The following is a 20,487-nucleotide window of genomic DNA, read 5'->3' as shown; positions in this document are numbered from 1 at the left end:
AATATTCAGTTTATTTTTTATCTAATTTAATTGTTACTGTGGTTAAATCTTTCTTTAATTCTATTTGATATTGAATGGTTTTTTTCACCTGATTATAAGTGAATTTTATATCCTTACCATCAACATTTATTACTTTAGGCTCATCTTCTATATTATGTATTATTACATCTAACTTCTTGATTTCCGATTTGAAATTAGCTCCCTCTTCTTTCTCAAAACTGAAACTTAGTTGTTCTTTGTTGTATTTAGAAGTCATATGTAAAAGTTCATATTCCCCCTTTTCAAACGCTTTAGGACTTGCGCCATCATCATTGTAGATTTCGCCTTTACTAGCATTTACCTCTTCATCAAAATAGAAATGCACATTTAAAGCTGATACCTTATATTCCTCCGTATTTTGCATAGCTTTCGCCAGAGGAATAAATGCCCCACCCCTAATAAAGGTAGGTATATGATCTTTTTCTAGCTGAATGGTCCTGGTTTGTCCCTTTGCATATTTTTTTCCGGTATAGAAATCATACCAATTTGAAGTGATAGGAAAGTACACTTCTTTCTCTTCAAGACCCGAATCGGTAACTGTAGAAACCAAGATATCTCTCCCCCATAAATAAGTATCGGAAATATTATACAACTTGTAATTTTGATTTTCTTCAAAAAACAACGGACGCATTAATGGAATTCCAGTAGTATGATTTTTAAAACTCAGGGTGTAATTATAAGGTAGCAAGGCATAGCGTAATTCTACTGCTTTCTTTGCCAATGCTTTGGTTTCAGCTTTCTTAAAAACTGGTTCAGATGCCACAGCTTCCTGGGCATGCGGACGGAATACCGGTTGAAATACACCATATTGTAGCCAACGCACATACAATTCATCATCTTCCAAGTCTCCCGCAAAACCTCCCAGGTCTGAATGCATATAAGCCAAACCCTGCATTCCCATTTGAAGAGAGATAGCCGATTGTGATTTTAAACCACCCCAACTTCTACTTACATCGCCCGACCAAGGGATGAGTCCAAATCTTTGTGATCCGGCAGCTCCGGCACGCATTAAAATAAACGGACGAACCTCAGCGAAATCTCTTTTATAGCCCTCTGATATTATCTTAGCCCAAGTATGCCCATAAATATTATGCGTTTCATTGGCGGTTCCTGTTACATGTTGAAGTGCTTCAGGATGAACTTCAGGCTCGCCCAGATCTCCCCACCATCCGGCAACACCCATATCAATAAATTCTTTATAAATATTCCAAAACCATTGTTTTGAAGCTTCTTTAAAAACATCTACCAAGCCGGTGTTTCCAAAATAGAAATCATATTTAAAAGGATTGCCTAAAGAATCTGTAGCCAACACATTCTTAGATACCGCTTCCTGCCATTTTTTTGAAGTGGTTAAAATAAAAGGTTCTGTAATAAGTACCGTTTTCACTCCTTGTTTTTCAAGACTCGAGATCATTTTTTTTGGTGTAGGAAAAGAATCTTTCACAAATTCAAGATTTCCCATAGTGCCTTTTAGCTCGTGCCCAAACCAATACAAATCTAAAATAACCGCATCAACAGGAATACTGTCTTCCTTGAACTTATTAATAGTTTCTAATACTTCTTGTTGAGAGTGATATCCAAACCTGCTAGAAAAATTCCCTAAAGTCCATCGCGGTGGTAAAGGTTGCCTTCCAGTAAGAAGTGTATAATTGCTCATCATTTCTTCCCACGTATCTCCTACAATTAGCTGATAGGTCTTTCTACCACTTATAGTTTCATAAGTGAGTGTATTAGAATGTTCACTATCCAGATCCAGACTTCCAATTGGAGCATTATCAAAATGCAACATGTACTTTTCAGAAGAAAGAACAATTGGCAAGGTATAGTTTAGAAGCTTCGAATTGGTAGTATACCCATAATCTGCACGATTGTAAAGTTCAAGCTTATGTCCTCTTCTATTCATTCCCAGTGCACGGGCACCACCCCCAAATAAAAGCTCGTATTCTTTTATTTTTAAACTGATCTTTTCATGCTCTTCTCCTTTAGAATATCCCAAATCTTCAGCTATGATCTTTTCATCATGAAAGAAGTAATTTACTTGAAAAGGGTTCTTGGTAATTATGACATCGATCCCTTTAGAATCTATAATCACCGAAGCTTCATTCTCTATAAGCTCCAAGGCTGATTCAGATTTAAGAACCACCGCATGAGATTCGGCATTGAAAGTTTCTCCTGTAGGAAGAAAGGAAGTTTCAATAATCTCTGGTGTGTACGCCTTGAAACGATATTGACCATCATTGGTATTAACCACAACAAACTCCCCCTCTATTTCAGCACTCTTAAAAGTTCTATCAAGATTTTGGGAATGGGCAGTCTGAAAGATCACTAAACCTAAAATCAAGGTGATAAACTGCCTAGTTGTTATATTGAATAAAGTTTCTATCATTTAAGCGATTGCTTTTAGTTCAGTTCTAAAATCAAAGGTGACTTGGCTTCAAGTTTCAGTTTTCCGTCCAAATTGATTTCAGAGCCGGTTATAATATTTTTAGCTGCTTTAAAAGAGCCAATTCCCTGAGAAAAACGAGTTAATTCCAAATCCTTTTCTTCAGGATTATTGTTTAATATCACCATCACAGTGCTAGACTCATTTCTTCTGAAATAAACATAGATGTTATCTTCCGGCAAATACTGGAGCAATTTCCCCTTATGTAAAACTTCATTTTCCTTACGATAGTTTAATATTTTTTTAGTGAAGGAATGGTATTCATTTTGAAAATCGGTTCTACCCTCTTCAGTGAAAGCCGATTGTTCATCATTGTTCCAACCTCCAGGAAAATCCTGACGAATAGCACCATCGCCAAACTTATCTTTATTTCCACGCATTCCAATTTCATCTCCATAATACAACTGAGGAATTCCACGAGTAGTAGCTACCAAAGTAGTGGCCAGTTTGTATTTATTGACATCACCATCGTAAATTTCGTTAATTCTATTAGTATCATGGTTCCCTGCAAAGACGAGAATATTATCAATATCGGCATATAGAAAATCGTTCACGAAATTCTCATAAGCTTTAATCATACCTCTATCCCAAGAAGCATCTTCCTCATTAAACATAGCTGTTATAGCATCATGCAATGTAAAATCCATTACAGAAGGCAAATAGGAGTTGTAACTCTGAATTGCACCAATAGGACTATCCTTTTGCCAGTAAGAAATTTGAGCCTGATCGTGCATCCAGACCTCTCCTACAATATTGAAATTAGGATACTCGTCCATGATGGCTTTTGTCCATTTTGAGATCCCATCTTTATCATTATACGAATAGGTATCTACTCTAAACCCATCCAGGTCGGCGTATTCTATCCACCAGATAGCATTTTGTGTCAGGTATTTTAACACCAAAGGATTGCTCTGATTAAGATCTGGCATTGAGCTAACAAACCAGCCATCTACACAATATTTCCAATCGATATCCGATTTATTGGTATCATACTGCGTGGTCATTCGGTAGTTAGAGTTAGCATAACCCGGAAATTGATGAATCCAATCGTAAGTAGGCAGATCTTTGATCATCCAGTGTTCTGCACCCCAGTGATTGGTTACATAATCCATTATAAGCTTCATATCTTTTTTATGCATCTCGGCGGCAAGTCGCTTATAATCTTCATTAGAACCGTATCTAGGGTCAATTTTATACACATCACTTTGCGCATAGGTGTGATATGAGTAGGTCTTGTCGTTATCCTCTAATAAAGGTGTACTCCATAAAGCTGTGGCTCCAAGATCTTCTATATAATCTAAATGATCGATAATCCCTTGAATATCCCCTCCATGTCTTCCTCCAGCAATACTTCTATCGGCCTTTTCCTGTAAGGTTGAATTGGAATCATTTTCAGAATTTCCATTCGCAAACCTGTCGGGCATAATAAGGTACATTACATCGCTGGAATCAAAACCTTTACGAAGCGCCGAATTTGCTCTGCGGCTCTTCAATTCATAATTCTGGCTGAAAGCTACTTTACCTTTGTTAGAGAAATTGATCTTAAAGTTAGAAGTGTGAACTCCTGTAAGATCTACATTCAAAAATATGTAGTTAGGGTTCTCGGTTTTAGTAATTCCCTCTATTACAATATTATCACTAACAGAAACATCATATTTTGCAATATCTTTTCCATAAAGCATAATTTGAAGACTTGATTGCTGCATGTCTTTCCACCAAAATGGAGGTTCCACTTTTTCAACTTGTGAAAATGCTGAAAATGAAATAAATAAGACTAAAAAAACGATGATCTTTTTCATAAATTAAGATATGAAGCAGAGTTTATAAAGCCTTTATAAACTCTGCTGGGTTATTTCACCTAAATAGTTCATTAGCGAAAACATCTAAGTGTAGATTGAATTAATTATTATATGCTTACCGCCGCGTTAGGACTAACCTCTAACTTTTTCCCCTTTACCAAAATACAAATGGGCTCGGTTCCTTCTAACGAGAAGCTACTCTTATCTTTAGTAACATCTACTTTAAGGATCTGGTTTCTAAAATTCACTTTAAATGAATAAGCATCCCACTGCTCAGGAATTCTTGGGTAGAACGACAAAGTATCCTCTGCAATACGCATTCCTCCAAAACCTTCAACAATACTCATCCATGTACCGGCCATACTGGTTATATGACAACCTTCTTTCACTTCATGATTATAATCATCAAGATCCAACCTTGAGGTACGCACATAAAACTCATACGCCTGCTCCATTCTGTCTAATTTTGCAGCCTGAATACTATGCACACAAGGTGAAAGTGAAGATTCATGTACGGTAAGCGGCTCGTAAAAATCGAAATGCTTTTCCAAACTTTCTTTGCTGAATTGATCTTCGAAAAAGTAGAATCCTTGCAATACATCAGCCTGCTTAATGTAACATGACCTTAAGATCCTGTCCCAGCTCCATTTTTGATTGATTGGTCTGTGTATTTTATCTAATTTAGATACCGGAATCAATTCCTTATCTAAGAAGCCATCCTGCTGAAGGAAAACTTCATGCTCTTCAGAATATGGAAAATACATCTCTTCAGCCACTTCCTTCCATTTCAACAATTCGGCCTCGGTAAGATTAGTCAGTCCCATTACTCTATCATAATCTTCGTTGTGACCATCTTTCACTTTCTCGATCATTTCCATACAATACTCAATACACCATTTTGCTAAATAATTGGTGTACCAGTTGTTATGTACGTTATTCTCGTATTCATTAGGGCCTGTAACTCCTAAGATCACATATTTGTTTTTATCATTACTGAAGTTAGCGCGCTGGTGCCAGAATCTAGCTATTGCGATCATCACTTCCAGTCCTTTTTCAGGGATATAATCGAAATCTCCAGTATATCTCACATAATTATAAATAGCGAAGACCATAGCCCCGTTACGGTGGATCTCCTCAAAAGTGATCTCCCATTCGTTATGGCTTTCTTCCCCATTCATAGTAACCATAGGATAAAGCGCTGCACCATTAGAAAAACCTAATTTTTCGGCATTTTCAATAGCTTTCTCTAAATGATTGTATCTATATGAAAGTAAATTACGTGCTACCTGCTGGTCTTTTGTAGCCATATAGAATGGAATACAATACGCCTCGGTATCCCAATATGTGCTTCCTCCATATTTCTCTCCTGTGAAACCTTTAGGACCGATATTTAAACGTTCGTCTTTCCCTGAATATGTTTGATTCAATTGAAAGATATTAAAGCGTATTCCTTGTTGAGCTTTTACATCCCCTTCTATTGAGATATCTGCCATCTCCCATATCCTTGCCCAAGAATCCTTCTGCATTTTTAGTAACTGTTCAAAACCAAGTTCCAAACCTTTTATCAGTACTTCTTTTGATGCAGCAATAAGTCCATTTCTGTCATGGTTCATATCGGTTACATATCCGGCAAACTTCTGCAAACTCACCTTATCACCTTTTGCAGCATCGACTGTGTAGCTAAAATTGATTTGATCTTCCAGCACTTCTTCCTGAAAAGAAGAGGTGATTTTTTTGCCATTTTTTAAAACCTGAGACTGCATGAACGTACAAGCATGAAATTCGGTCTTTAAAGTTTTAGAAACTATAAAACCTTGCTCATTATCTGTGGTAACTTCCAGGGTTTTCCAGAAGCGCTCTTCCCAGTTCGCATCGGTATTGGTAATAGCACTATCCAGATATGGTTTAAAAATGATAGTGGCATCAGAATTTACCGGGCTTATCTCATAATTAATAGCTCCAAGTTCATCTAATTCCATAGATAAGAAACGAGTAGCTATCACATTTACCTGAATATCGTTTGGAAGAGTTGCAAGAAAACTTCTCTTATACCAACCTTCCTTCATATTAAGTTCGCGAGAAAAATCCTCAATCGCTTTACAGGTGTTTAAATCTAATGGCTCGCCATTTACGTAGACATTTATTCCTATCCAGTTTGGCGCATTAAGAACTTTGGCAAAATACTCAGGATAACCGTTCTTCCACCATCCTACTTTGGTTTTATCGGGATAATATACACCGGCAATATAACTCCCCTGAAAGGTCTCCCCGGTGTAATTTTCTTCAAAATTTGCTCGCTGCCCCATTGTACCATTTCCTATACTAAATAAGCTTTCGGAAGATTCTACTCGGCCTTTTTCAAAACCTTCTTCAATGATGGACCAATTATCCGGTTTTATATAATCTTGATTCATTTCTAACGTGTCACTAAATTTTTAATAAACTCTATTTCAATTTTCGTAAAATCGGAAAAAACATGATCTGCTTCATTTAATACAGATTTTTCTCCAATCCCTATACTTACCATATTGGCAGCATTCGCGGCCTGAACTCCTGCTACAGAATCTTCAAACACAATGCAATTTGAGGGCGCCATCTCTAATTCCTTCGCAGCTATCAGGAATACCTCCGGATTTGGTTTTGCCTTGCTCACATTATTTCCATCTACAATAGCCGAAAACCTATGATACAAGTTGATCTTTTCTAAAATACCTCGCGCATTTTTACTGGCAGAACCCAATGCGAATGGAATCTCATTTTCAGTTAAAAAATCTAAGACCTTAGATACTCCAGGAAGAATATCTTTCGCTGTCATTGTCGATATATAAGAGAGATAATTGTCATTTTTGATCGCCATCTGCTCCATAAATTCGTCTTGAGAAAGGCTTACATTTCCCCATCCCAGGATCTTCTCCAACGATGCGACTCTACTAACGCCCTTCAATTCTTCATTTTGGGTCTCTGTAATATCGAAACCTAGATCGTTTGCCAGCTTTCGCCAGGCCAGATAGTGGTACCTTGCAGTATCTACAATTACTCCATCTAAATCGAATATTACTCCTTTACTATTGTTCACTTATATTAATTTTACGTTGTGTTTGTACTCTAAGAGTAAGAATGCCAGACAGTATCATGGCACATCCGCCTATTATTAGTGCATACACAGGTTCATTATTAAAAAATTCTTTTACCAGAAAACCTAATATTGTTGCCGCTACTATTTGAGGAATCACAATAAAGAAGTTGAAAACTCCCATATAATATCCCATTTTAGAAGAAGGCAACGAACCAGATAACATAGCATATGGGATTGATAGAATGCTTGCCCAGGCAATACCCACTCCTACCATTGCCATAAGCAGTCCTATTTTATCAGATAGGAAATAAATAGAGATCAGTCCCAGTCCACCGGCAGTAAGTGCCAGCATATGAGTGAACTTATTACTGGTTCTTCTAGCGAGAACTGGTAATAAAAAGGCAACTGCAGCAGCCACTCCATTATAAACGGTAAACATCACTGTTACCCAATCGGCCGCATCATTATACACCTCGCTGGTTGTATCATGCGTTCCAAATACGTGTCCAGTAACAGCTTGCGTAGTATAAATCCACATAGAAAATAAGGCAAACCAGGAGAAGAATTGAACCCAGGCCAGTTGTTTCATAGCTCTTGGCATGTTAAGCATATCTGTAACTATAATAGTAAAGCCATTTCTGATTTCACGTTTTCTTAGTTGGGACACTATCACGAACAGGATTCCTGCTACAATAAGGCCTACAAATAAGATATAAAGTTCTTTGGTGTAATTATTTAGATAAATATAGGCTGAAACCAATGCCCCTATAATTGCCATGGAAAGCCCCACAGTGAACTGGAGCTTTATATTTTTTGTCTTATCAACTATTTCTACACGTGCTGTTTGCAGATCTTTATCGGCCTTATCGAAGGCAGCAAGTTCTGCTGGGGAATATTCTCTAGATTTAATGACGGTCCATAATACAGCTAATAGGAAAACTACTCCTCCAACATAAAATGACCATTTTACAGAATCTGGTATAATACCTTCAGGAGCAGTGTTACTCACCCCAAACCAATTTGTAAACATGTAAGGTAGTAATGAACCCACTACAGCTCCAATTCCTATAAAAAAACTTTGCATGGAAAACCCTAATGTGCGTTGGCGCTCTGGAAGATTATCTCCTACAAAGGCACGAAAAGGTTCCATAGAAATATTTATAGAGGCATCCATGATCCAAAGGGTTCCAGCTGCCACCCATAAACTGGGTGAGTTAGGCATCACAAATAGCGCTAAAGAAGATAAGATGGCACCTATAAGAAAATAAGGCCTTCTTCTACCTAGCCTTGTCCAGGTTCTATCGCTAAAATATCCAATAATTGGCTGAACCACTAACCCGGTAACCGGAGCAGCAATCCATAAAATTGGAATGTCCTCTACACTGGCGCCTAATGTTTCAAAAATTCGGGAAGTATTTGCATTTTGTAAAGCAAACCCAAATTGAATACCCAGGAAACCGAAACTCATGTTCCAAATCTCCCAAAAACTAAGGGTGCGTTTTTGCATATCGTATAATTTTTTTACTACTACGACAAGCACGATGTCTTGTCAAAACGTATTAACGGAAGTGAAAATATCAGTTTTGACAGGTATTATAAGGCGGTAAAGATATGTATTTTTTTAAAAGCGCAAAGTTAAATTAATGTTTTGTAGAATTTCGTTCTACCAATCCGGTTTCAATTATTATAGTTTGGTGAGGCCCCTCCTCCATTTCTGTATTCTCCAATTTTCTGATAAGAAGTCTGGCAGCCTGGGCACCCATTTCCGCTCCATGCTGACTAACCGTTGTTAGACTTGGCATAAACTGTTTAGAGAGTTCTCCATCAGTAAAACCTATCACGGAAACATCCTCAGGTACTTTTAATCCCTGTTCCTGAACTGCTTTTATAGCATAAATGGCAAAATGTTCATTTACAGCAAATAAACCATCTACTTTTCTTTGAGATAGAAATGCTTTAATTTCCTCTTCACTCCTATCAAAATCTTCTACTCTTAAAATAAGGTCTTCGTTTACTTCTATATTATTTTCTCTCAAGGCTTTATAGTATCCTTCGGTACGCAATTTACCTACACTAACGTAATCTACCGTGGTAATAATTCCAATATTCTTACTACCCAGATCTATAAGTTTCTGCACCGCTTTTTTAGCACCAATAGTATCGTCTATTATTACCTTATCGCAATTTATTTCATCTATAACCCTGTCGAACATCACTAATGGCATCCCTTGATTTACGACTTCATTTAAATGGTGATAATCCTGTTTTTGCTGCGTTTCCTTAGCTACCGAGATAATAAATCCATCGGTACTACCATTTGCCAACAACTCCATATTAATAACTTCCTTGTCAAATGAATTGTTTGACATACATATAATTACATGGTAACCACGCTCGTTAGCTACCTGCTCTATTCCACTAATTACAGTAGTAAAAAAGTGATGTACGATTTCAGGTATGATAACTCCAATAGTTTTAGTCTTCCTATTTTTAAGGCTTAAAGCTATATTATTAGGCTTATAATTATAAAGTTTAGCAAAAGCCTTTATCTTCTGCCTTGTATCTTCACTTATCTCTGCACTATCACGTAAAGCCTTTGAAACGGTCGATACAGAAACGTCTAATTCTCGGGCTATTTGTTTTAATGTTAATTTTTTCTTCATGGATATAATTCAAATTCGAAGGCAATTTTTAAGTATTTGGTAAAAATATCACAAAATTACTGCACACATGGCATTTTAAAAAAGTTTTCAACACGAAAACGTTTTCGTACCAGTATTCATGCAATCTCCCAAAAAGTTAACTAAGATTTTACATACTTTTAACAACTGGAAGTGAGAATATAAAGTTAAAATTTAGTCTAACTAATTGAAAAATTTATGAAAACATTATTTAAAAGTTCGTTGATCTTGCTCTTTATGCTGCCAATGAGCTTTTTTGCCCAACAAAGTGTCAGCGGTAGTGTCACCGAAAGTGCGACCGGTCTACCAATTCCCGGGGTAAATATCATTATCAAGGGAACTACGAACGGAACTACTACCGATTTTGATGGTAACTATACGCTTAACAACGTTTCTAATTCTGATGTACTGGTTTTTTCTTTCTTAGGGTTCACTACTAAAGAGATCGCATATCAAGGTCAGAATACTTTGAATATTCAAATGGATGAGAGCCAAGCAGCTCTTGAAGAAGTCGTTCTTATAGGATATGGTTCTACCTCGAAGCAAGACGCAACAGGAGCGGTGGAAAAAATCGATCAGGAAAAATTTAATCAGGGAGCAGTAATTTCTCCTGAACAACTTATATCTGGTAAATCTGCAGGAGTTAGAATTACTGCCGGTAGCGAACCAGGTGGAGGATCTGAAATACGTATTCGTGGAGGATCGTCTTTATCTGCTAATAACTCTCCTCTTATTGTGGTAGATGGAATTCCATTAGATCAACGTGGTGTTCAAGGGGTGAGAAGTCAGTTAAATGCTATTAACCCTAACGAAATTGAAGATTTTGTAATTCTTAAGGATGCAGCTGCAACATCTATTTACGGTTCAAGAGCATCTAATGGAGTTATTCTTATTACCACCAAAAAAGGTAATTTAGGATCGGACTTCGCTATGACCTATGATCTTAAAGCTTCAGTAGGTGAAGTGGCAGGAAAGGTAGATGTGTTAAATGCTGCCGAATTTAGAAATATTGTAGAAAACACACCTGGAACTGATCCTTCTTTATTAGGAGATGCAGATACCGACTGGCAGGATAAAATTTACCAGACTGCAGTAGGTGCAATTCACAATATAACTGCACAACAAGGATTTGAAAATTTTACATATAGAGTAAACTTAAACCATACCGATCAGCAAGGAGTTTTAAAAACTGACCTTTATGAGCGTAATGCGTTAAATCTTACCTTAACTCAAAACCTTTTCGACAATAATTTAAAGATCACTTTAAACTCTAAAGGGATTTTAGATAAAAATCATTATGCCGATCAAGGTGCAATTGGAGCTGCTGTAGCCTTCGATCCAACTCAAAACGTTTATGAACCGGGAAGTTATTTCGATGGATTCTTTGAATTCAAGACTTCTCCAACTCAGCAACAACAACAAGCTACCAGAAACCCTGTAGCTTTATTGCTTCAACGCAAAAATAATTCAACAAGCAAAAGAAATATCAGCAACATTAATTTCGACTACCGATTTTCTTTCTTACCTGAATTAAAATTCAACTTAAATGCAGGTATCGATTATGCTGAATTGGAAGGTCATGAAACTAGACCGGTAACTTCTGCAGCTAACAATCAGGATGTTGATTTCGAAAATAACTATTACGGATTGAACCGTAACACGTTGTTGGATTTCTTCTTTAATTACAAGAAAGATGTAGAGGCTATAAATACAAATGTAGATTTAACAGCTGGGCACTCTTTTCAGGAATACTTTATTTCTAGCAACAGTAATTACACACAAAGTAATGAACTGGTATTCCCTTTTCCCGTGAAGGATAGGAACTCTTTGGAATCGTATTTTGCCAGAGCAAGCTTTGATATTGCCGATAAATATTTGATCTCAGCAAGTTACCGTTATGATGGTTCTTCAAGATTCAATAAAGATAATAGATGGAGTGGATTTCCTTCAGTTTCCATTGGTTGGAAAATAATGAATGAATCTTTCATGGAAAATTCCGGAGTTTTTTCTAACTTAAAACTACGTGCAGGCTACGGGGTAACCGGAAACCAGGAAATAGCGAGCAATTATGGCTATTTAGGTGTTTACTCACCTAGTTTAAATGGAGCCAACGTTCAATTTGGAAACAACTTTATTGGAACTCTTAGACCTGAAGAATTTGATGAAAACCTGAAATGGGAAGAACTTCAAACTTACAACGCAGGTTTAGATTTTGGATTCTTTCAAAATAGACTTACTGGTAGCGTAGATGCTTATTACCGTCAAACTCAAGATCTTTTGGCTACAGTACCTGTTCCAGCAGGAGCAAACCTTTCAGATTTACTTACTACGAACGTAGGAGAAACTGTAAGCCGTGGTATTGAAGTTGGATTAGATGCTGCTATTATTGAAAAAGAAGATTTTAACTGGAATGTGAATTACAACATTACTTTTCAAGATTTAGAAGTAACTAAGCTTTCTTTAGGAAATGATCCTAACTACTTTATTCCACAAGGAGGGATTTCTGGAGGTGTAGGTAATAACATTCAACTTTGGAAAAAAGGATTTGACCCTTCAACTTTCTTTGTATACCGTCAGGTTTATAACGAAGCAGGACAACCTATAGAAGGTGCTTATGTTGATGTGAATGGAGATAACCAAATTACTGAAGCTGACAAGCAGGCTTACAAAAAAGGAACTCCTGATTTCTATATGGGACTTACAAACACGCTTAATTACAAGAACTTAGATCTAAGTTTTACCTTCAGAGGAAACTTTGGAAATTACGTTTATAACAACACTCAATCTGGTAACGGGTTTGTAGGAGCAGGAACAGTTACTCCTCAAGATTACTACTCAAATCTGAATGCTAATGTATTAGAAACGAATTTTCAGGAAAACCAGTTGTTCTCAGACTATTATGTGCAAAGAGCTGATTTTGTAAGATTAGATAACGTTTCTATTGGATATTTAATTCCGGGAGAAAAAGTAGATTTTAGAGCTAGCTTGACTGGTACTAACCTATTTACGATTACTGATTATGATGGATTAGACCCGGAAATAAGCAGTGGAATTGATAACAATTTCTACCCTAGAATCAAAAATGTAGTTTTAGGTTTAAACTTCGCATTTTAGAAATAAAGAAAATTTAAAAAATAAAATTATGTATAATAAATTCAGACCATTCTTAGTTGTCTTCTTTTGTACACTATTATTTGTGTCATGTCAGGACGATCTAGAATTATCTCCGGAAGACAGTAGACAGACCTCTGCTTCTGTTTTTGATAATCCAGAGTCGTACCAATTATTTTTAGCAAAACTGTATGCAGGATTCTCCTTAAGCGGACAGCAAGGACCTGCCGGGCAACCAGATCTTGCCGGTTTAGATGAAGGATTTTCAAGCTATATGAGGTTATACTTCATGATGCAGGAATTAACTACCGATGAAGCCGTAATTGGATGGAACGACGGTACGATAAAAGATCTTCACTCACAAAACTGGACCTCTGGAAATGAGTTCATTAGAACCATTTACAGTAGAATTATGTATGAGGTAGCTTTAACAAATGAATTTTTACGTCAAACAGAAGAAGCTGCTTTAGATGCCCGTGGTGTAGATTCGGAACTAAAAGCTACTATTACAGAATACCGTGCTGAAGCGAAGTTCTTAAGAGCATTAAGTTACTACCATGCATTAGATATGTTCGGAAACCCTCCTTTTGTAACTGAAGAAGATCCAATTGGAGCTTTTCTTCCAGAGCAAATTCAGAGAAGCGATCTATTCTCTTATATAGAAAGTGAATTGCTTTCTATCGAAGGCGAAATAGCTGCAGCTAGAAGCAACCAATACGGTCGTGCCGATCAGGCAGCAGTGTGGATGTTACTTTCTAAACTTTATATTAATGCTGAAGTTTATACCGGTACTCCTCGCTATAGCGATGTAATTACTTATACCTCTAAAGTAATTGATGCTGGATATACTATTACACCAGACTATCAAAAACTATTTTTAGCCGATAATGATGTAAATGGAGCTCAGGATGAAGTGATCTTCCCTATTACTTTCGACGGATTAGAAACTCAATCTTATGGTGGTATGACATTTATTATTCATGCTGCAATTGGTGGAACTATGGTTCCTGAAGATTTTGGAGTGAGCAGTGGATGGGCTGGTTTAAGAACTACTCAACAATTTGTAGATAACTTCCCTAATCCTGAGGATTCTGAAGATTCACGTGCACTGTTGCACTCAGACGGACAGAATAAAGTGATCAATAACATTTCTACCTTTACTGATGGTTATGCCGTTGCAAAGTACAAGAACGTAGATGTAAACGGAACTGCAGGAAAAGATCCAACAGGAGATTTCCCTGATACCGATTTCCCAATGTTCAGACTTGCCGATGCTTATCTTATGTATGCTGAAGCTGTTCTAAGAGGTGGAGGCGGAAGCACAAGCCAGGCCTTAACATATGTAAATGAATTACGTGAACGTGCGTATGACGGTACCAGTGGAAATATTTCTTCCTCTGCACTTACATTAGATTTCATTCTTAAAGAAAGAGCTCGAGAATTATATTGGGAAGCTCACAGAAGAACAGATCTAATTCGTTTTAATCAATTTACAGAGAATGGAATCTGGGCTTTTAAAGGTGGTGTACCACAAGGAAGCACAACCCAGTCTTATAGAAATATATTCCCTATTCCTTCTTCAGATCTAGGAGTGAATACCAATTTAACTCAAAATACAGGATACTAATACTAAAAAAAATAAAATGAAGAAACTATCAATTTTATTATTTGCCTTTGTAGCAATGCTTAGCTTAAATTCATGTACCAGCGACGATGATGTGGTATTTATAGCGCAACCTGACCCCGAAGGAATCAGTTTTGTAAACAGTTTTAACGATTCTTACGTTCTTACTCCTGCTACATCAGGAAATATCGCCGAACGATTTGTATGGAACACTGTAGATTTTGATGTTCCTACCAACATTACTTATGAACTACAAGGTTCTGCTGATGCAGATTTTACAAGTTTCGATGTGCTTGGCGCAACGGGAGAGAATAACTTCGCAGTTAAAGTTAGTCAGATGATGACCCTTGCAGAGGATGCAGGCTTAGATGCTGATGCGGAAACTGATCTTCCTAATACTGGCATGGTATACTTTAGAGTATATGCTTATGCCGGTAGTGATGGAGGTAATGGTTTAAATGAAACTTCTGAAGTTAAATCTCTTACTTTAGTTTTACCTGAAGGAGAAGTTGAAGCAGCTCCAAAACAATTATACCTTGTTGGAGATGCTACTGCAGCTGGATGGAACCCGAATAATAATAACACACCTATGTTCAGAGATTCTGAAGATCCTAATGTGTACTATTTCACAGGTAAATTCAAGGTAGGTTCATTCAAATTAGTTGCTGGACAAGCATGGGCACCAAGCTATGGTAAAGATGGTAACTCTTTACAATACAGAGAAACTGAAGATGACCCTGATCCAGCTAATTTTGATGTAGCAACTGCAGGTTACTACAGTTTAACTGTAAATATTGACGAATTAACTTATACTTTCGAACCTTATGATGCCAGTGGAGCAGCTACTTATGATGTGATTGGTATAGTTGGGGACGGAACAACTGTAGGATGGCCTGGAGATGACAATCCTACTCCGGATATTCAAATGACTCCATCTTCTATAGATGCTCATATCTGGAATGCACAAAACGTGGAGCTAAATGGAGCTAATGCTAAATTTAGAGCCAACCTTGCATGGGATATGGGATGGGCAGGTCCTTTCCCTAGCGGTCAAGGAGTTTCTGGTGGAGATATTGTAACCGAAGAAGGAGTTTACAACGTATGGTTTAATGATATAACTGGTAGATATATTTTTATCCCTGTACCGGTAACAGAGTAATCAAAACCTAAACCTTTCAAAAGCTGTCTAATAGGTTCAGAGATAACGGTAATCACTGGTTGTCATTGTTCCAAATTAGACAGCTTTTTGATTTTTAAAACCTCAACAATTATGAAAAAAAATATAATCTTATGTGCTGCATTCTTAGCTGTGTTCAGCCTCAATTCGTGTTCTAGTGATAGCGACCCTGCGGTAGATACAACCGATGATACTCCTAGCGGGGAGACTCCTACGCCAGCTGAGCCGATTGCAATAAACCTTTCAGACTACAAAAATGGATCTGGAGTTATGATGCAAACTTTTTACTGGGATGTAGAGCCCCGAGGAGAATGGTGGAACATTCTAAATACTAAAGTAGATGGATGGGCAGAAGCGGGTATAGACCGTTTATGGCTTCCAGTAGCTACCAAAGGACAGTCCGGTGGATATTCAATGGGATATGATCCTTCTGATTATTTCGACTTTGGAGAATATTTCCAACAGGGAACACTCCCTACCCGATTTGGTACCCGAGAACAACTAGAAACATTAATCGCTTCGGCACATGCTAAAGATTTGGAAGTGATAGCTGATATCGTGTTAAATCATAATTCAGGTGGAGGTAGTGAATACAACCCATATAGAGATAAACAAACTTATACACTCTTTGATGAAACTCATGGAAATGCATCCGGAATGTTTAACAGGAGCTACAAAGATTATCACCCCAACGATATCCACGAGAGTGATTCAGGGAACTTATTCTATGATGAGCAAGACGTTTGTCATGATCAAGAGCGTGTGCAAAAGTGGCTATGGAAGGATGAGAATTCTGTAGCTAAGTATTACAAAAATGTAATGGGATTTGATGGCTGGAGATTCGACTACGTTAAAGGATTCGAGCCGTGGGTTGTGAAGGCCTGGTTAGATGAAGTAGGCGGTTTTTCTGTAGGTGAAAACTATGATGGAAATGGAGATGTTCTGAAAAAATGGGTAGAAGAATCGGGATCGGCAGCTTTCGATTTTGCATGTTTCTATAAAATGGAAGAAGCATTCGACCGCCATAACGATCTTAACTATCTATCAAAAGACATGCTACGAAAAACCTATCCCGATAAAGCCGTAACATTTGTAGCTAATCACGATACTGAAAAGGATAGCAATGAGGATAATAATATTTCTTCTGAAAATAAAATGAAGGCGTATGCATATATTTTAACGCATGATGGTTATCCAACTATCTTCTATTCCGATTATGAAAACGAAAATTTTCAGGAAGAGATCAAAAACTTGATCTTAATTCATAATAGTATTGCTAGTGGAAGTGTGGAAGTGCTTTATAACGATAATGATGAATATATCATGAAGCGTTCTGGCGAGGGAACCAATCCGGGCTTGATACTATACATCAATACAAGTGGTAATAATAAACGCCGAGAAGTGGTTAGTAATTGGGCAAGTAAAAAGATAAAAGATTACAGTAATCAGTCTTCCTACTCTCCAACAGTAGCAACCGACGGCAGTGTGAGTATTGAAGCTCCGGCTAATTCCTACAGCATCTGGACTATCATGAAATAGCATTTAAGTTTACCTTTTTTTTTAAAATGGCTGTCAGAATTAATTTTGACAGCCATTTTTGATTCTATAAGAGTCAGAGCAAAATTTCACGGATAATTTAAAAATAAAGTAAAAAAAATATACAAAACTCAGTTTGACTAAAACAACAAACAACCCATTATATTGGAGATAACTCTATTATAAACACCATCAATACATATCAAAAACTACAATAAATACAAAATAACCCCCATTTTATTATGATTTCAATTAATTTATAATTACATGTCTTAATATTTTTATTGCATATAATTAACATTTTTTTAATATTTGAGATAACCAGAAAATAAAACACTTATGAAAACAACTTTTAAACACCTTAAAATTTTAAGCCTATTAATGGTTTTTCCCTTGATAGGGTGGGCACAGACCCCAATTACAGGTAGAGTTTTGGACGAAAGCGGAGAAGGAATTCCTTTTGCTACAATTTTTGAACAAGGTACTTCCAACGGCTCTACTACCGATGAAGACGGAAATTTTGAATTCAATGTATCAAAACTTCCTACCACCATTGTCGTTTCCTACATTGGTTTTAAAACTAAATCTCAGGAGATCACTTCAGCAGCGAACATAATGATTATGTTAGTAGAAGATAGTTTTGGTCTTGCCGAGATCGTTGTTACCGGTAACAGAACCAAGCCTAGAACAATTTTAGATTCTCCTGTCCCAATTGATAATTTTGGAGTAAAAGAATTGGCTAATAGCGGGCAACCTACAATAGATAGAATGCTTACTTTCAAGGTTCCATCGTTCAATTCTCAAAACCAAGCAATTTCAGATGCAACGGCGCATTACGATCCGGCAGATCTGCGTGGATTAGGCCCTAGCAGAACTCTAGTCCTGGTAAATGGAAAACGTAAAAACCAAAGCGCACAGGTCTATCTAAACCGTACTCCCGGAAAAGGAGAGGTTGGAGTAGACCTAAAAAGTATTCCTACTGCAGCCATAGAACGAGTAGAAGTGCTTAGAGACGGTGCTTCAGCTCAATATGGGTCTGATGCTATTGCAGGGGTTATCAATATGGTGTTAAAGAAAAATGTAGAATTCTCAACGTTCTCGGCTAAAACCGGAATTACATCAGAAGGAGACGGCTTTAACTTTTCGTCTGATTTTAATACTGCTTTCACCATTGGTGATGAGGGGTATGCAAACATCACATTAGGCTACTATAAACAAAATGAAACAAATAGACCCGGATCTCCAGGTGTGAACGATCCAGGAGCAGAACGACCCAATGAAATACAATGGCAAAAAGACAACCCTACTTTAGGTATGCATGTAGGTCAACCAGAAATGGAAAAAACAGATCTTTTTGTGAATATGGCTCATCCCGTAGGTGAAAATGGCGAATTTTACACCTTTCATGGTTTTACTACTCGAACCGGTAAAAGTTATGCGTACTACCGTGCTCCTTACTGGAGAAGAGGAGTTGCCGATTCAGGATTTTTAACCAGACCGGAAGATTTCTTAGGGTATCAACCTACTTTTGAAACACAGATCGACGATCATATTAATGCCATCGGACTCAAATATGATTTAGGTGAAAACTGGAGAGCAGATCTTAGTGCTACTTACGGAGCGAACTCTGTAGATTACACAGTAAATAATTCAGTGAACAGAGATTACTTGGCCGATAATAACACGTCGCCAAGAACATTTCACCCAGGAGGATACCGTTTACAGAACTTAATTGGGAATCTTGATGTCAGTGGTCGACTAACAGATCAACTTAGCTTAGCGACCGGCTTAGAGGTTAAAAAGGAATATTTCAATGCATATGAAGGAGATCCATTATCTTATTACAAAGGAGGATCTGATTCTTTTGCAGGAATCAAACCAGCTGAGGCCGGAGAATGGACCAGAAATAACTTTGCTGCTTATGCCCAACTGGATTATGATATTACAGATGCTTTGTTATTAGGAGTTGCAGGGAGATATGAAGATTTCTCCGATTTTGGAGATAACTTCTCCTGGAAAGTAAATGGTCGCTATAAATTAGGTGTAAAAGGTGCAATTCGTGGATCGTACTCAACTGGATTTAGAGCTCCTACCCTACACCAAAGGCATTTAACCAACAGCCAATACATTATTGTTTCAGGGTCTAGCGAACCATTATTGCAAGGTACTTTAGCAAATGACAATCCAGCTGTACAGGCATTGGGCGTACCAACTTTATTTGCTGAAACCTCCAAAAATATCTCTGCCGGTATAACTTACCAGTTTACTCCAAATTTCTATGGATCGGTAGATTTCTATCAAATTAACGTAGATGACAGGGTATTGTTTTCTTCTCAAATTGGAGCAGATGATGATGATTCTTCCATGAATCCGGTAGAGCAGATCTTAGAAGATAATAATGTGGTTGCTGTACAGTTCTTTATAAATGCCGGTGACACCAAAACACAAGGAGCCGATATCGTTTTAAATTATAAGAGCTATGGAGGTTTTGGAGCCAGTTTTGCAGCCAACTTCAATAAAACTACAATTGATGCTATTACCACACCAGCTGCGTTAGCTCAAAACGGTTATAATATTTTTGCTCGTGAAGAGAAAGGTTTGATCACTAATTCCAGACCTAAATCAAAATTAATTCTTGGATTATCTCAAGAATTAGATAAGTGGTATTTTGCCCTGAATAATACAATGTTTGGGAAAGTGACGGTAACAGCTCCAGAATCTGGTGGTGAAGATCAGGATCTTGCAGCCAAAATAGCTACAGACATTGTTGCTAATTATAAGTTCACCGATAAGCTTTCTTTAAATGTGAACGTAAATAATCTTTTTGATGTATATCCTGATGTTACAAAGGCTTCTACCAACACAGCGGGAGCTGGAGGAAGATTCCTTTATTCTTCAGAAGTACAACAACTGGGACAGTTAGGAACTAATTTCAGCGTTGGATTTAACTATCAATTCTAATATCTGTAATTAATTAAAATAAAAAAAGCCACCTACAATA

11 protein-coding genes are annotated in these 20,487 nt (G+C 37.3%); 5 read left to right on the top strand and 6 right to left on the bottom strand.

What is annotated here, in order from left to right; genetic code table 11:
- Positions 1–10: 10 nt before the first annotated feature.
- The 6 genes from L1I30_RS12905 to L1I30_RS12880 all read right to left on the bottom strand — a co-directional run bounded on the left by L1I30_RS12905 (position 11) and on the right by L1I30_RS12880 (position 10,020).
- Positions 11–2,425 carry a glycoside hydrolase family 31 protein gene (locus L1I30_RS12905; protein WP_236134711.1) on the bottom strand — a complete coding sequence of 805 codons (2,415 nt, stop codon included), beginning with the start codon at positions 2,423–2,425 and terminating at the stop codon, positions 11–13.
- Between the two features lie 14 nt (positions 2,426–2,439).
- Complete coding sequence (locus tag L1I30_RS12900; RefSeq protein WP_236134710.1) at positions 2,440–4,281, bottom strand: glycoside hydrolase family 13 protein; 1,842 nt, start codon at positions 4,279–4,281, stop codon at positions 2,440–2,442.
- A gap of 107 nt (positions 4,282–4,388) precedes the next feature.
- Positions 4,389–6,695, bottom strand: a complete 2,307-nt coding sequence (gene mdxK / locus L1I30_RS12895) for a maltose phosphorylase MdxK (RefSeq protein ID WP_236134709.1) — start codon at positions 6,693–6,695, stop codon at positions 4,389–4,391.
- Positions 6,696–6,697: 2 nt separating this feature from the next.
- Positions 6,698–7,357 (bottom strand): beta-phosphoglucomutase, encoded by a 660-nt coding sequence (gene pgmB / locus L1I30_RS12890; protein WP_236134708.1) that lies wholly within the window; start codon positions 7,355–7,357, stop codon positions 6,698–6,700.
- Positions 7,347–8,864 carry an MFS transporter gene (locus L1I30_RS12885; RefSeq protein ID WP_236134707.1) on the bottom strand — a complete coding sequence of 506 codons (1,518 nt, stop codon included), beginning with the start codon at positions 8,862–8,864 and terminating at the stop codon, positions 7,347–7,349. The genes pgmB and L1I30_RS12885 overlap by 11 nt, the downstream gene beginning before the upstream one ends.
- A 133-nt stretch (positions 8,865–8,997) precedes the next feature.
- The gene (locus L1I30_RS12880; RefSeq protein ID WP_236134706.1) at positions 8,998–10,020 is read right to left on the bottom strand and encodes a LacI family DNA-binding transcriptional regulator; all 1,023 of its coding nucleotides are present in this window, start codon (positions 10,018–10,020) and stop codon (positions 8,998–9,000) included.
- Positions 10,021–10,236: 216 nt separating this feature from the next.
- On the opposite strand from L1I30_RS12880, the gene L1I30_RS12875 reads away from it, so the two are divergent.
- The 5 genes from L1I30_RS12875 to L1I30_RS12855 all read left to right on the top strand — a co-directional run bounded on the left by L1I30_RS12875 (position 10,237) and on the right by L1I30_RS12855 (position 20,447).
- Positions 10,237–13,152 (top strand): SusC/RagA family TonB-linked outer membrane protein, encoded by a 2,916-nt coding sequence (locus tag L1I30_RS12875; protein WP_236134705.1) that lies wholly within the window; start codon positions 10,237–10,239, stop codon positions 13,150–13,152.
- 28 nt (positions 13,153–13,180) lie between these two features.
- On the top strand, positions 13,181–14,776 hold the full coding sequence (locus L1I30_RS12870; protein WP_236134704.1) for a RagB/SusD family nutrient uptake outer membrane protein: 1,596 nt from the start codon (positions 13,181–13,183) through the stop codon (positions 14,774–14,776).
- Positions 14,777–14,792: 16 nt separating this feature from the next.
- Positions 14,793–15,932: a SusE domain-containing protein gene (locus tag L1I30_RS12865; RefSeq protein WP_236134703.1), complete on the top strand. Its 1,140-nt coding sequence runs from the start codon at positions 14,793–14,795 to the stop codon at positions 15,930–15,932.
- A gap of 111 nt (positions 15,933–16,043) precedes the next feature.
- Entirely contained in the window at positions 16,044–17,489 is a 1,446-nt protein-coding gene (locus tag L1I30_RS12860) for an alpha-amylase (RefSeq protein WP_236134702.1), read from the top strand.
- 336 nt (positions 17,490–17,825) lie between these two features.
- The gene (locus tag L1I30_RS12855) at positions 17,826–20,447 is read left to right on the top strand and encodes a TonB-dependent receptor (protein ID WP_236134701.1); all 2,622 of its coding nucleotides are present in this window, start codon (positions 17,826–17,828) and stop codon (positions 20,445–20,447) included.
- Positions 20,448–20,487 lie beyond the last annotated feature (40 nt).

The organism is Gillisia lutea (assembly GCF_021568705.1).
Classification (GTDB): Bacteria; Bacteroidota; Bacteroidia; order Flavobacteriales; family Flavobacteriaceae; genus Gillisia; species Gillisia lutea.
This window is presented reverse-complemented; position numbering and strand designations above follow the sequence as displayed.

Excerpts from the sequence above, each read along its gene's own strand:
- L1I30_RS12860 (WP_236134702.1), top strand. The coding sequence starts at position 16,044 with ATGAAAAAAAATATAATCTTATGTGCTGCATTCTTAGCTGTGTTCAGC.
- mdxK (WP_236134709.1), bottom strand. The coding sequence starts at position 6,695 with ATGAATCAAGATTATATAAAACCGGATAATTGGTCCATCATTGAAGAA.
- L1I30_RS12855 (WP_236134701.1), top strand. The coding sequence starts at position 17,826 with ATGAAAACAACTTTTAAACACCTTAAAATTTTAAGCCTATTAATGGTT.
- L1I30_RS12905 (WP_236134711.1), bottom strand. The coding sequence starts at position 2,425 with ATGATAGAAACTTTATTCAATATAACAACTAGGCAGTTTATCACCTTG.
- L1I30_RS12880 (WP_236134706.1), bottom strand. The coding sequence starts at position 10,020 with ATGAAGAAAAAATTAACATTAAAACAAATAGCCCGAGAATTAGACGTT.
- L1I30_RS12875 (WP_236134705.1), top strand. The coding sequence starts at position 10,237 with ATGAAAACATTATTTAAAAGTTCGTTGATCTTGCTCTTTATGCTGCCA.
- L1I30_RS12865 (WP_236134703.1), top strand. The coding sequence starts at position 14,793 with ATGAAGAAACTATCAATTTTATTATTTGCCTTTGTAGCAATGCTTAGC.
- L1I30_RS12870 (WP_236134704.1), top strand. The coding sequence starts at position 13,181 with ATGTATAATAAATTCAGACCATTCTTAGTTGTCTTCTTTTGTACACTA.
- L1I30_RS12885 (WP_236134707.1), bottom strand. The coding sequence starts at position 8,864 with ATGCAAAAACGCACCCTTAGTTTTTGGGAGATTTGGAACATGAGTTTC.
- L1I30_RS12900 (WP_236134710.1), bottom strand. The coding sequence starts at position 4,281 with ATGAAAAAGATCATCGTTTTTTTAGTCTTATTTATTTCATTTTCAGCA.